Here is a 12,593-nt window from a genome sequence, read left to right on the forward strand (position 1 = left end):
GCCGCGCCGTGTCCCGGGCCCGGGGCACGTCAGAGACCCCATCCGTACGGAGAGAGACGGCACAACCGCGTTCCGCGTCCGGAGCGAGCGCACCGGCAGAACCGGGCGGTCCCGGCCGGGCCCCTGCCTCGCCCCCGGCTGAGATGCGGATGATCCGGTCGGCCCGCAGGCTGGACGTGGGGGGTCTTCGGCACCTGGGCCACAGCGGCATGGGCACGGCACATGAGCCGGAGGCCCACAGGACGCGAGGGCTTGCCGCCCACCGCGCAGGCTTGTCACCGCGCAGGGCGCAGGCCGGCGCCGCCCGTCGGTGAGCCAGCACAGGGAGCAGACATGACTAAGCACGGGAAGTCGCACCCGAAGATGGGTGAGGGCCCCAGCACGCACAAGGGAAACGAACAACACGGCTGGTCGCCCGATGTCGACCAGACCGAGCAGCAGAAGAACGAGAGCGCGCACAAGTCGTTCCACCCCGAGCGCCATGCGCCCGAGAGGGACAGCAGCAAGGAGACGTCGTCGGGGAAGAAGAAGGTGCCGCCGGCGAGCGAAGTGAAGAGCGAGACGCGCAGCGGCGAGAAGATCGCTGCCGATTCCGACGAGAAGGGCATGCGGGACATGGGGTCGAAGGGGCCCTCGCGCCGGCCCAGCGGGGGCCGGGACGCCGAAGCGCATACGGGCGTCGACCCGCAGAACCCTTGAGGGTTACCGCGCCGGCCTCGGCGCGTGTTCCGTGAACCGTCCGTGCCTACCCGCGCGGGCCGGGACCCCGGGCAGGGGCCCGGCCCGCGGCGTGTGGACGGGGCGCTTCAGTTCGCCTGCCCCAGAGCGTGGCCCTCGCTCGCGGCGAGAACAAAGGGGTGGCCCGCGGGGTCCGCATACCGGCGGGCGTCGTACGGCCCGCCGTTCCCCCGGGTCTGCAACGGCCGGGCTCCCAGGCCGATCGCTTCGCGCTCCGCCTCGTCCATGTTGTCCTGCGGGACGAGGAAGTGCAGATGTGCCTGCTGTGAGTCGTCGGGCCGGGGCCAACTGGGCGGCGCCGCACCGCGGTCCCGCCGTATCGCGAGGTGGACGGTGCCGCTCTCGACGACTTCGATGTAGTCCGGGCTGGTCCCGATCCGCGCTTCGCCGCCGAGGAATTGGGCGTAGAAGTCCGCCAGCGCCGCGGGCTCCGCGCAGTCCAGTACCAGGACGCTGGTCTTGGCTATGGCCATCCGCTTCCCTTCCTGTCGACGGGCGCCCGCCCGCCTCTTCGGACCGTTACCCCGTGAGGGCTCCGGCACGCCGCGGAACGGGAACGCCCCCGCGGCCGACGGCGGTCCCGCTGCCGCCGTCCCATCCGGGCACGGCACAAGTGCGACAGGAGAGCCGTACGGCAGCCCCACGAGAGCCGTACGAGTGTCAGGAGGGCATCATGGGGCGACTGACCGCCGCCGGGTGTGCTGCCAACGGCTGGTCGCGGCAGTAAAGTCTGCTCCCATGTCGAAGCCCGACGAGCTGCTTGTCGACATCGCCACCATGGTGGAGTCGGAGCAGAGCAATCAGATGTCTCTCACTGCTGTTGTCCAAGGCGCTGTCATCACAGGACGGTTGGCGCCCGAGGTCGTGTGGCGGCAACGTGTGGCCGAGGTCCTGGAGCAATCGGAACGGCTGGGTCCGTTTTCCGCGCTCTTCTCCTCAGCCGTGATGAACTCCCGCTCGCCAGACCGGAGCGGTCCGCCCACGCATCTGCACTTCCATGTGGCGAGGATCCTGCAGGGAAGCATCGGCCTTCCCGAGACCGGCGGGATGTACCGCGTCGCGATCGAGGATGTGGGCGCCTGGACGGTGGGCGACTTCCGCTACTCCGACCGCTGAACCCTGCCACGGTCCGGCTCCCGGCTCCCGGCCGTTGTTGCGTCGGCCGTACCGGCGACCCGTCAGATACCCGGACGGGAACGGCATGACGGCAGAACAGGGATATGGGCTCCGGCCGGCGCGGCCCGAGCCCATATCCCTGACGGGTTTCAGCTTTCCGGATCCCATTCAGGGGCTGCCGGCGCCTGGAGCAGGGCCGATGCCTCCTCGAGCGGGGTGCGGGCGACGGGGGGCGCGGAGCGGCAGGTGAAGCCGAGGCGGGTGAGCGCTCGGGACACCTCGCCGGCGGAGAAGTCACGACGGTCCTGCCGGGTGATGACTTCCCCGACCTGCTTGACGGGGTAGTGACGGTTGCCGATGATCACGGACTCACCCGTAATGGGTTCGGGCTTGATGCCCTTCATCGCATCCTGTACCTCGGTCTTGATCAGGTCGAAGGGGAAGCGGGCGATGACGACTCGCATAGTGCCTCTACAGGGTCGAAGAGAAGCCGGAAACAGATTGGCGGCGGGGACGGTTCAGCATGCGAGAGCGATGACTCCCAGGGTGCGCCGGTCCTCGTCGCGGACGAGGAGCTGGTCGGCGCGTGCGTCGTTGAGGGCGGAGAGGGCCAGGCCGGCGAGCATGTCGTCGCCGACCTTTGGTCCCGGCGCGGTCATGACACTGCCTGCCGCCCTGCCGGAGCAGTGCGGATGCCGGGGGTGGGGCTGAAGCAGCGCCAACGGAAGCCTACGTGGTGTGGCGAGCCAGCGAGCCGGGCATGACCGGCCGGACCGGATTATGACGCCTTGCCGGCGGATCGCTGCCGCTGCGACGTCCCCGTCGCCGTACGGGTCGATCCGGTGGACCGACGGTCCTGGGCGGAGCGGCTGCGGCGGCCCCGCGTGGAGGAGCCGCTGCGCTTGGCGCGCTCGACGACCGGTGTGGTGATGGTGACGGGAACACCGGACGGCGCCTGGGCGCCGGTGATGCGGCTCAGCTCGGCCTCCCCGGAGCGGACCTGGGTGGACTGCGGGCTGATGCCCGCGTCGACCATCAGGCGGTCCATCTCGCGGCGCTGGCTGGGCAGGACGAGGGTGACGACGCTGCCGGACTCACCGGCGCGGGCGGTGCGACCGCCGCGGTGCAGGTAGTCCTTGTGGTCCGTGGGCGGGTCGACGTTGACGACCATGTCGAGGTTGTCGACGTGAATGCCGCGGGCCGCGACGTTGGTGGCCACCAGGACGGTGACATCGCCGGTCTTGAACTGGGCCAGGGTGCGGGTGCGCTGGGGCTGGGACTTGCCGCCGTGCAGTGCGGCGGCGCGCACGCCGCTGTTCAGCAGGTGCTTGGTGAGCTTGTCCACGGCGCGCTTGGTGTCCAGGAACATGATCGACCGGCCCTCGCGGGCGGCGATCTCCGTGGTGGTGGCGTGCTTGTCGGTGTCGCGGACGTGCAGCAGGTGGTGCTCCATCGTGGTGACGGCGCCCGCCGAGGGGTCGACGGAGTGGACCACGGGGTCGGTCAGATAGCGCCGGACCAGAAGGTCGACGTTGCGGTCCAGGGTGGCCGAGAAGAGCATCCGCTGCCCCTCGGGACGGACCTGATCGAGCAGGGCGGTGACCTGGGGCATAAAGCCCATGTCGGCCATCTGGTCGGCCTCGTCCAGCACGGTGATGGCGACCTGGTTCAGCCGGCAGTCACCACGGCCGATGAGGTCCTTGAGCCGTCCGGGGGTCGCGACGACCACCTCGGCGCCACCGCGCAGCGCGCTGGCCTGGCGGCCGATCGACATACCACCGACGACGGTGGCCAGCCGCAGCGACAGCGACCGGGCGTAGGGGGTGAGCGCGTCGGTGACCTGCTGGGCCAGCTCGCGTGTGGGGACCAGCACCAGGGCGAGCGGCCGGCCGGGCTCGGCGCGCTGGCCGGCGGTGCGGGCCAGCAGGGCCAGGCCGAAGGCGAGCGTCTTGCCCGAGCCGGTGCGTCCACGGCCCAGCACATCGCGCCCGGCCAGCGAATTCGGCAGCGTGGCGGCCTGGATCGGGAACGGGGCCGTCACCCCTTCCGCGGTCAGCGAGGCCAGCAGCGCGGGCGGCATGTCCAGTGCGGCGAACGTCTCGGCCGCCGGCAGCGCGGGGGTGTGCGTGACGGGCAGCGCGAACTCGGCGGGCCGGGCGGCGGGCCGACGCCGCTTGCTTCCGGAGTGGTTCGACGCCTGCGAGCGGTAGCCGCCGCGGCCGGATCCGGCGGCGCCGGCGGAACGGGTGCGGGAGGAGCGGTCGTTCGGGCGAGCGGTGCGGTTCATGGAGAACCTTCCTCGATGCGGTACGTCGAAGAATTCCCGGCAGCTATCAGCCACACACAAAAGAATCGCAGAACGGACCGAAGAAAACAGATGGAACGAGGCGGGGCGGAATCGACCGCCGGCGCGTGAAAAGGTGTCGCCGCAAAGGGAGGCGAGCACGGTGCCGGAGCACAGAGCTGGACGGGCGGCCGTTCTGCCGCAGCAGAGTGCGGTTCGGCGCCGAACAGGCTGCCCCTTGTCGCTCGTACGGCCGTGACGGCACGCTCAGCGCATTCCGCAAAGGGCAACGAGCTGGGGCCCGCACCCAAGGTGCGGGCCCCAGCTGCTGTGATACGCGTCAGGGTCAGGCGGGAACGATGTTCTCGGCCTGGGGGCCCTTCTGGCCCTGCGTGACGTCGAAGGTCACCTTCTGGCCTTCCTGCAGCTCGCGGAAGCCCTGGGTGGCGATGTTCGAGTAGTGGGCGAAGACGTCGGCGCCGCCACCCTCCTGCTCGATGAAGCCGAAGCCCTTTTCCGCGTTGAACCACTTCACGGTGCCAGTAGCCATGTCATATCTCCTTCGGGGCAGTGCCCGGGGCCGCACTGTGCGGACCCCGCGTCGCCGCGATGATTGCCCCTCCGGAAAGTCCGGAAATACAAAAGCACTCCAACCGGCCTGGAAAGCCGACGAGGTAGCGAGAAGTCTTTGGGAACCACAACTGCAACTGAGATCGACAGTAGCACGGCGCCCGGAGCGCTGCGCGGCTGTTGCTCCCGTCATTTCCGGCCCACAAAAACCCCTACCGGCGTGGCAGATATTTCTGTCGTTGCGGCACGAGATATCTGCCATCGGCACACCGGCTGCCCGCCGGGGGAGACGCGGCTCGCCGCCCGCTCCCGCCCCGGCGGGCTCCCGCGCCCAGCCGGTCCCTCCGCTGCTCGCCGCACGACCGGCCGCCCGCCGACGGGGGAGCCGCCTGACTCTCGCGGGGCGGTTGCGCGGGGATGAGCCGGTCCGGGTTCCCTCCTCGTCCCCTCCCACTCGTCGGCCCCACTACCCGGACAGATCGCCGACACGCAGATAATCTAGTCTGCCGATGATAGATATCTGCTACGTCGCGTGGCTAATATTTCTCACGTGGTCAACGAAATCGCCTGCCGTCCCGGGATGCCCCGCCGGGGTATCCGAGGCTTGGATACCGGAAGTGGGTCCCCGACCGGGCGGTCGGGCCGTGCGCGGTGCCGGTAGAGGGTGTCGACGACCTCGCCCGCATACGCCGGGGCGTGGCGCGGAGAATGATCGGCACGACTCCCGTCTTCCCACGGGCGGTGGGCGACACCCGGCTCACCGTTCCGCTCCGCTCCGAAGGCGGTCACCGCCGTTGCTCCCGCCGCCGGTTGTGCACCGCGCCCCGCGCCTGTGAACTCGTGGCCCAGGGCGCGGATCCGTGACGTCGGCCGCATCGGCTCCCTCGAAGACCAACCCGAAGGAGCCCAGCGGCTCAACGCTGAGGTCAGTAAGGAGCCGGCCGGCCCGAGCGCGCCCAGTGGCTCGTGACGGCATTCGGCGCCCGCGGCCTGCGGAATGTCGGGAGCGGCAACGAGCGTCGCCGGTGTCACCGGGGCGCAGCTGCCGGACCGTACGGCATGGCAGGCTCCTGCGATCGGAGCCACGATGGGGACAGTGGAGCGGAGACGTCGTACCCAGTCGGAGGGGCGTCATGAGTGACGCAGCAGGCTTCCCACCACACCGGCGGGTCCGGGTGTTGCTGCTCGACGCGATCATGGCCGGTGCGGCGCTCTCCTGGCTGTCTCCGGGGGAAAGGGGAGTCCTCCTCGCTCGGGTCGGTGCGGGAGTGATGAGCCGTCAGGTCGTCAGGCGGCGTCAATTTTCCGAGCAGACCGTGAGGAACCGCTTCTCCCGCCTGTCGGCCGCGCTCGGGGTGCAGCGGCGTATCCAGGCGGCTGCCCTTGCCACGCAAGCCGGCTCGGCTCCCGGTACGGACACGGGCCCGCAACGGCAGTGACGCCCGGGAGCCGGGGCGGCCGGTCCGGTCCACTTGTCCGAGCCCGAAAGGAGGGCAGCGATGGAGCCGGAAGTCATCACCGTCGGACTCGACGGCTCGCCGGAGAGCCTGGCGGCCGCGCACTGGGCCGCTGACGAAGCGGACCGGCGGCAGTGGGTGCTGCGACTTCTCCATGCGTGGATACTGCTGGCCGTCGAGGCGCCGGGCACGCCCCCGGACCGGGACCAGAACGCCGGCGCCCGGCAGATCGTGCGGCGGGCCACGGACGAGGTACGCGCACGCCATCCACGTCTGCGCATCATCGAGGACCTGGAGGCGGCAGAGGCCGAACCGGCACTGCTGGGGGCGGTCGGCGAGTCGCAGATGGTCGTGCTCGGGTCGCGGGCGCTCGGGCCCTGGGAGAGCTATGTACTCGGCGATGTGAGCCTGAATGTCGTGGGCCGGGCCAAGGGGCCGGTCGTTCTCGTCCGGGAGGGCGGTCGGGCGAAATCGCCCCGCCACGAACGGTCCGACAGCCCGCCACCCGCTCCGGAAGCGCGGGTCGTGATCGGTCTCAGCCTTAATGGCCCCTGCGAACGGGTGCTGGCCTTTGCCTTCGATGCCGCGGCGAGCCGGGGGCTTCCGCTGCAGGCCGTCCATGGGCGTCCGCTCCCCGTGCACGCTTACACCCCATGGGGCCTGGACCCCGATGCCGCGACGGAACTCACCAAGGAAGCGGCCGTCGAGCTACAGGACGCCCTGCGTCCGTGGTGTGAGCGATTCCCCGAGGTACGGGTACAGCAGACCGTTCTGCCGGAGAGCCCGACCCGGGCCCTGGTCCAATCGGTCTTCGAGGCCGAACTGCTGGTGGTCGGCCGCAGGCTCCACCGTCCCCCGCTCGCGCCACGCCTCGGCCCGGTGGCGCATGCCGCCATCCACCATGTGACCTGCCCGATAGCTGTGGTTCCGCACGAGTGACGAGCTCCCGCGCACACCTGGAGGGACCGGCCGAAGATGAGGCACCGCAGCATTGCCGACCTGATGACGCCGCACGCCGTCGTCGTCCAACGGGGCACTCCGTTCAAGGAGATCGCGCGCCTGCTCGACGACTACGACATCACCGCGGTCCCCGTTCTCGACGAGAACGAGCGGCCGGTGGGGGTGGTGTCCGAAGCCGACCTGCTGCGCAGGCAGATCGCAAAGCTCGGGGCGACCACCGCCGAAGCGATCATGACGAGCCCCGCCGTGGTGGCACGACCCGGGTGGAGTGTCGTCGAAGCCGCCAAGACGATGGAAAAGCAGAAGGTCAAGCGGCTGCCCGTGGTCGATGACTCCGGCCGGCTCATCGGTGTGATCAGCCGCAGTGACCTCGTGCGACTGTTTCTGCGCCGGGACCGTGCCATTCAGGAGGAGGTACTGGAGGAGGTGCTGACACGGACGCTCGGTGTGTCCCCGTCCGCGGTCACGGTCGATGTCGCCGATGGCACCGTGACGCTCACCGGCACCTTGGATCACAAGATCCTTGTCCGTATTGCGGTGCGGCTGTGCGAAAGCGTCGACGGGGTGGTCGAGGTGGTCGACCGGCTCACCTCTCCGCGGGACGACACCTCCCCGCTTGACCAGGAGGCGCCGGAGTAGAGCGCACGCGGCAAGCGGTGTCCGACGCCCGGCAGAAGGGCATGGTTCCGTGCTGTATGCGTATATTGCCGCATATGTTGTCCCTGCGTGTGGGCCGAGCCGCCCCGGATACGACGAAGGGATGTCATGGAGCAGAGCGACCACGATGACGGGCCGCGCCGGCCCTCGTCCGGCCGACTGCGCCTGCCCGGCGGTCCGCCGCCCGGCCCGGCGCGCCCCGCGTTCTGGCGCAGCCCCCTGCGGGGGCCGTGGCTGACGTCGGTGTTCGGGCTGGTCCTGCTCGTCGGCATCACCGTGCTGTTCGTGACCGGCCTGCTGTCATACGCCGCCTACAACCCCGATCTGGCTCCGGGCAACGACCAGACGCCGGACAAAGGCTGGCTGGGCTTCTACCTTTTCTCCTGGCCGACCAGTCCGTATTGGCTCTACCGCCTGACCCAGGGCATTCATGTCACGCTCGGAGTGGTGCTGATCCCCGTGCTGCTGGCGAAGCTGTGGTCGGTCATCCCGAAGCTGTTCTCCTGGCCGCCGCTGCGCTCACCGAGCCATGCGCTGGAACGGCTTTCGCTGCTGCTTCTGGTGGGCGGGGCGCTGTTCGAATTCGTCACCGGCGTGCTGAACATCCAGCTGCACTACATCTTCCCGGGCTCCTTCTACACCCTGCACTTCTACGGTGCATGGGTGTTCATCGGTGCCTTCCTCGTCCATATCGCGTTCCGTATCCCCGTGATGGCGAAGGCCCTGCGCAGCCGCCGTCTGCGCAGCGAGCTGCGCACCCCGGCCGCCCGGACGGAGAGCGAACCGGCCGACGACACCGGGCTGGTGACCCCGAATCCCGCGCCTGCCACCATGTCGCGGCGTGGTGCACTCGGCCTGGTGGGGGCGGGTTCGCTGGGCCTGCTCCTCGTCACGGCGGGGCAGAGCATCGGCGGCGCGCTCCGCGGCACCGCGCTGCTGGCTCCGCGGGGCCAGGAGCCGGGCCAGGGTCCCAACGGCTTCCAGATCAACAAGACCGCTGCCAGCGTAGGGATCCGGGCCCGCGATATCGGCCCCGACTGGCGGCTGGTCGTACGCGGCGACGGCCGGGAGAAGAGCTTCACCCGCGCACAGGTCCTCGCGCTTCCCCAGCACGCGGCTGCCTTGCCCATTGCCTGCGTCGAGGGCTGGTCCACCGACGACCAGCAGTGGAGCGGCGTCCGGCTGACGGACCTCGCCGCCCTGGTCGGACTGCGGCACAGCCCACCGGGCGTCTTCGTCGAGTCCGTGCAGCGCACCGGCTCCTTCCGCTCGACGCATCTGCGCGACAACCAAGTACGCGATGTCAGATCGCTGCTGGCCCTCCGGGTCAACGGCGCCGATCTCTCCCCGGACCACGGATACCCGGCGCGCATCATCGTCCCCGCCAACCCTGGTGTGCACAACACCAAATGGGTCACCCGCCTCACCTTCGGGGACACACCGTGAAGGGCTTCCGCGAACGCTACGGGGCGTCTTCGCTGCACCTCCTCCTGGTCCTGTGCTCCTTCTTTCTGGCCGCTTACGCGGGCGTGCGATTGCTCAAGGGAGACACCCTGGGCGTCATCATCTGGTTCGTCGGCGCGGCCCTCCTGCACGACCTGGTGTTCCTGCCGCTCTACACCGTCACCGACCGTGTGGTGCAACGTCTCTTCCCGCGCCGACGGCGCGACGCGAAAACCCCGGGCCCGGTGGTGGCAGGCGGGATCAACTACCTGCGGGTGCCCGCCTTCGTCGCGCTCCTGCTGCTGTTGGTGTGGTACCCGCTCATCCTGCGTCGCGTCCCGGGCTTCTCGCTGTACACCGCGCTGCCGTCCGGAGTTTTCTGGGACCGCTGGCTACTGATCACCGCAGCGCTCTTCGCGGCGTCCGCGGTGTGCCTGCTGATCGCGCTGTGGCGCACGCATGCGGCCGGTGCACGCTCGGAGGATTCCCCGCCGCCTGCGACTCCGCCCCCGCCGCCTGCGTCTTCGTCCCCGCCTCCGCCTGCACCGCCGACTCCGCCTGCACCGCCGACTCCGCCTGCACCGCCCACTCCGCCTGCTCCGCCTCCACCCCCGCCGCCGACGTCCCGAGGGCCGAAGAAGTAGGCCGGTGGCACGTCGCCCCGGTCTACGACGGAGCCGTGGCCACGGTCACCAGCCGGTCAGCAACAGATGGTTGACCAGCAGCGCGAGGAGGCCCTGCGCGGCCAGCCACCAGGAATGAAAGCGGCGTGGCAGCAGCGCACACGCGGGCAGCATCCACACCGCGAAGGCCAGCCAGATCCGTTCGGTCTCCGCCTTGCTCATCCCGGACACATCCGCGAGCAGCACCATGCTCAGCCCCGCCGCGACCAGAACGGCGAGGGCGCCACGTCCGGTCGGCGGCTCGCGCCGGATTCCGCGCACGGCCGTCCACAGCGGGCCGGCGGCGCGGCGCAGCCCGGCGACGGTGGCCAGGCCCACGGTCAGCACCTGGGCCGCCAGGTTCGCCCACACGAAGTAGCTGTACGGGCGTACCTTCGCGGCGCCTTGGTAGTAGCGCTCGACGAGGGCCGTATAGCCGTCCAGCCACCAGAACCCGGCCGAGGTGAACGCCGCCACCCACACCAGCACGCCCACCAGGACATAGGGCAACGGGCGGACCGAGCGCGCGATCAGCAGCACCGCGGCCCCGAGGACGACGAGAAGGGTCAGGCCGTAGGAGAGGTACCAGGCCCAGCCGAGCAGCAGCCCCGCACCCAGCGCGGCAAGGCGCGGCACCCGCGTGCTCCGCGTGGCCGCCATGGCCAGCAGCGCGATGGCCCAGGCGGCCACGCCCGCGAAGTAGCCGTCGGCGCTGACCCCGATCCATACCGCCGCGGGGGCCAGCACGAGGAACGAGGCGGCCCTCCGCGCCAGTTCCTCGCCACCGCACGCGCGGACGGTCACCATGACGGCCGCGGTGAGGGAGGTCCCGATGGTGAGACACCAGACGGCGGCCCAGGCGCCGCCGCCCAGCCCGATCCGGTCCAGGCCGACGAAGGTCAGCAGAGCGCCGGGCGGATGACCGGCCACATGCGCCGGCCAGATACTGTGCGAGCCGACCAGAATGTGGTGGGTGAAGTCGCGCAGAAAAGCGCCCACGTCGTGCACGTCGTCGACGGACTGCAAGTACTCCAGGCTGGTGGTCAGCCGCTCGGCGACGCCACGGCCCCACCCGTCCACGAGCGCGAGCGACCACGTCCAGGCCATCGCCGCGGCCCACACGGCCGGCACCAGCACCCGCCACGGCAGCCGCCGTGCGGTCGACGGTCCGTAGATCACCACCAGCGCCGCGACCGCCACCGCCGCCGGAGTGCCGGGGCCGGCATGCGGCAGCCACCATGCGTACAGCGGTGGCCAGCCCAGCCGCAGGATCCCCTCGGAACCGTAAATCGTCCGGTTGAGGACCCGCCCCACGATCGCCGCCGTGACGAACAACGCCACCGCACCCGCAACCGCCCACAGGTCACGGCGGCATGCGCGCTTCCGTGTACTCGCTGTCACCCGGCCACCGTAGGTGAGCTCGGGCCGGACGCCCCCGGGCGACACCGGACGGGCGGGAACCGGGTCGCCTCCGGCCCCCGCCCGGAGCACCCTGGAGAAGTAACCGTGTAGCTGTGAACCGAGCTGTGAGGTGCCCGATGAGCACTCTTGAAGAACACATAGATATCGGCGTTCCCATGGATACGGCCTGGGCCTGCCTGCACAGCGCGGAGGCCTATCCGCGCTTCCTCGACGGCGTACGCGAGGCCCGTTCGGAGGGCGAGCACCGCAGGCACCTGGACCTCGAAGCGGGCGGCGGTCAGACGCAGGGGGTCGACGTCGAGATCACCGACCGCAGCGAGGACAACGTCATGATGTGGCAGACCACCGGCGGTCCCGACCTGGCGGGCACGTTCTCCCTGCTGCCCATCGACGGGGAGCACACCCGGGTCCAGGCCCGGTTCGAGTACGACCCGGGCACCATCAAAGAGGCGTTCGGCGGACCGCAGGGGTTTGCCCAGGCGGCGGCGATCGAACGTGGTCTGCGGAGCGACCTTCAGCAATTGAAGCGGTTGGTGGAACAGGAGCGCTGAGCCACGCGGGGCGGTGCACCGACCGCTGACCGGCCCGGAGCCGTCAGGAGCTGTCCTGCCCGGTCTCCTCGCGCGTGATGAGACGGCGGACGGCTTCGACGACCGCGGCGCGGCGCTGCCGGGTCTGCTGTGCGGCGGGCTCGGTGGTGGCCATGGGACTGGTCGGCATCCAGGCGCCGACGAGGGCCAGGGTGAAGACCAAGAGGTCCTCCGGCGGGAAGGCCGTCGGTAGCTGCCCGTCGTCCTGTGCCTGCGCGAGGGCGTCGGTCTTCCGCCGCATCGAGGCGTGCAGCTCCTCGGGTTCACGGTCGGTACCGGCGCGTTCCAGGCGGTTCCAGGTGGCCAGCCGGAGCTGGTGAGGATGGTCGGCGAGGAAGTCGAAGAGCCGGCCGGCGTAGCCCGGCAGGTCCTCGGGCGTGAAGGGGACGCGATCGAGGACGCGGGTGACATGTGCGTCCATCACGGCGTCGAACAGCTGCTCCTTGTTGCCGAAGTAGGTGTAGATGAGGGCCTTGTTCACCTTCGCCGCGGTACCGATGCGGTCCACCCGGGCGCCGGCGATGCCACGGGCCGCGAATTCCTCCGTGGCGGCCTGCAGCAGACGGGCCTTGGTGGCTTCGGCGTCTCGGGTCTGGACAGGGCGATCGGGCTGAGACATGACGCCAGGGTAGGGCAACTAACTGTTTAGTTGACACTCGGGCAGGCCCGCCGCAGTATGTAAATGACTGTTTAG

15 protein-coding genes are annotated in these 12,593 nt (G+C 70.2%); 8 read left to right on the forward strand and 7 right to left on the reverse strand.

Annotated elements, in window-relative coordinates; translation table 11 throughout:
* Positions 1-333 precede the first annotated feature (333 nt).
* Positions 334-699 carry a hypothetical protein gene (locus tag ACGFWI_RS04945; protein WP_393904494.1) on the forward strand — a complete coding sequence of 122 codons (366 nt, stop codon included), beginning with the start codon at positions 334-336 and terminating at the stop codon, positions 697-699.
* A gap of 107 nt (positions 700-806) precedes the next feature.
* Here ACGFWI_RS04945 and ACGFWI_RS04950 read toward each other — a convergent pair whose 3' ends face one another.
* Positions 807-1,211: a VOC family protein gene (locus ACGFWI_RS04950; RefSeq protein ID WP_393904495.1), complete on the reverse strand. Its 405-nt coding sequence runs from the start codon at positions 1,209-1,211 to the stop codon at positions 807-809.
* A 265-nt stretch (positions 1,212-1,476) separates the two neighbouring features.
* Between ACGFWI_RS04950 and ACGFWI_RS04955 the strand changes: the two genes are divergently transcribed.
* The gene (locus ACGFWI_RS04955; RefSeq protein WP_393904496.1) at positions 1,477-1,854 is read left to right on the forward strand and encodes a hypothetical protein; all 378 of its coding nucleotides are present in this window, start codon (positions 1,477-1,479) and stop codon (positions 1,852-1,854) included.
* 149 nt (positions 1,855-2,003) lie between these two features.
* On the opposite strand, the gene ACGFWI_RS04960 is transcribed toward ACGFWI_RS04955, so the two are convergent.
* The 4 genes from ACGFWI_RS04960 to ACGFWI_RS04975 all read right to left on the reverse strand — a co-directional run bounded on the left by ACGFWI_RS04960 (position 2,004) and on the right by ACGFWI_RS04975 (position 4,688).
* Positions 2,004-2,318, reverse strand: a complete 315-nt coding sequence (locus ACGFWI_RS04960; RefSeq protein WP_393904497.1) for an SCO5918 family protein — start codon at positions 2,316-2,318, stop codon at positions 2,004-2,006.
* A gap of 54 nt (positions 2,319-2,372) precedes the next feature.
* On the reverse strand, positions 2,373-2,513 hold the full coding sequence (locus ACGFWI_RS04965; protein ID WP_393904498.1) for a hypothetical protein: 141 nt from the start codon (positions 2,511-2,513) through the stop codon (positions 2,373-2,375).
* Positions 2,514-2,632: 119 nt separating this feature from the next.
* Positions 2,633-4,141, reverse strand: coding sequence for a DEAD/DEAH box helicase (locus ACGFWI_RS04970; protein WP_393904499.1), 1,509 nt, complete (start codon positions 4,139-4,141; stop codon positions 2,633-2,635).
* 343 nt (positions 4,142-4,484) lie between these two features.
* A complete protein-coding gene (locus ACGFWI_RS04975; RefSeq protein ID WP_030788646.1) occupies positions 4,485-4,688 on the reverse strand; it encodes a cold-shock protein in 204 nt (67 codons plus the stop codon).
* Positions 4,689-5,841: 1,153 nt separating this feature from the next.
* On the opposite strand from ACGFWI_RS04975, the gene ACGFWI_RS04980 reads away from it, so the two are divergent.
* The 5 genes from ACGFWI_RS04980 (at position 5,842) to ACGFWI_RS05000 (ending at position 9,869) form a co-directional block, all read left to right on the forward strand.
* Positions 5,842-6,147: a hypothetical protein gene (locus tag ACGFWI_RS04980; RefSeq protein WP_393904500.1), complete on the forward strand. Its 306-nt coding sequence runs from the start codon at positions 5,842-5,844 to the stop codon at positions 6,145-6,147.
* A 60-nt stretch (positions 6,148-6,207) separates the two neighbouring features.
* The gene (locus ACGFWI_RS04985) at positions 6,208-7,104 is read left to right on the forward strand and encodes a universal stress protein (RefSeq protein ID WP_393904501.1); all 897 of its coding nucleotides are present in this window, start codon (positions 6,208-6,210) and stop codon (positions 7,102-7,104) included.
* A gap of 36 nt (positions 7,105-7,140) precedes the next feature.
* A complete protein-coding gene (locus ACGFWI_RS04990) occupies positions 7,141-7,764 on the forward strand; it encodes a CBS domain-containing protein (protein WP_393904502.1) in 624 nt (207 codons plus the stop codon).
* A 126-nt stretch (positions 7,765-7,890) separates the two neighbouring features.
* Positions 7,891-9,228 carry a molybdopterin-dependent oxidoreductase gene (locus tag ACGFWI_RS04995; RefSeq protein WP_393904503.1) on the forward strand — a complete coding sequence of 446 codons (1,338 nt, stop codon included), beginning with the start codon at positions 7,891-7,893 and terminating at the stop codon, positions 9,226-9,228.
* A complete protein-coding gene (locus ACGFWI_RS05000; protein ID WP_393904504.1) occupies positions 9,225-9,869 on the forward strand; it encodes a hypothetical protein in 645 nt (214 codons plus the stop codon). The genes ACGFWI_RS04995 and ACGFWI_RS05000 overlap by 4 nt, the downstream gene beginning before the upstream one ends.
* Positions 9,870-9,914: 45 nt before the next feature.
* On the opposite strand, the gene ACGFWI_RS05005 is transcribed toward ACGFWI_RS05000, so the two are convergent.
* Positions 9,915-11,288: a hypothetical protein gene (locus tag ACGFWI_RS05005; RefSeq protein ID WP_393904505.1), complete on the reverse strand. Its 1,374-nt coding sequence runs from the start codon at positions 11,286-11,288 to the stop codon at positions 9,915-9,917.
* Positions 11,289-11,425: 137 nt separating this feature from the next.
* Between ACGFWI_RS05005 and ACGFWI_RS05010 the strand changes: the two genes are divergently transcribed.
* Entirely contained in the window at positions 11,426-11,860 is a 435-nt protein-coding gene (locus ACGFWI_RS05010) for an SRPBCC family protein (RefSeq protein WP_393904506.1), read from the forward strand.
* A 43-nt stretch (positions 11,861-11,903) separates the two neighbouring features.
* Here the strand turns inward: ACGFWI_RS05010 and ACGFWI_RS05015 are convergent, their stop codons facing one another.
* Positions 11,904-12,518, reverse strand: a complete 615-nt coding sequence (locus ACGFWI_RS05015) for a TetR family transcriptional regulator (protein ID WP_393904507.1) — start codon at positions 12,516-12,518, stop codon at positions 11,904-11,906.
* Between the last annotated feature and the right edge of the window lie 75 nt (positions 12,519-12,593).

Source organism: Streptomyces sp. NPDC048434, assembly GCF_043200375.1.
GTDB lineage: Bacteria > Actinomycetota > Actinomycetes > Streptomycetales > Streptomycetaceae > Streptomyces.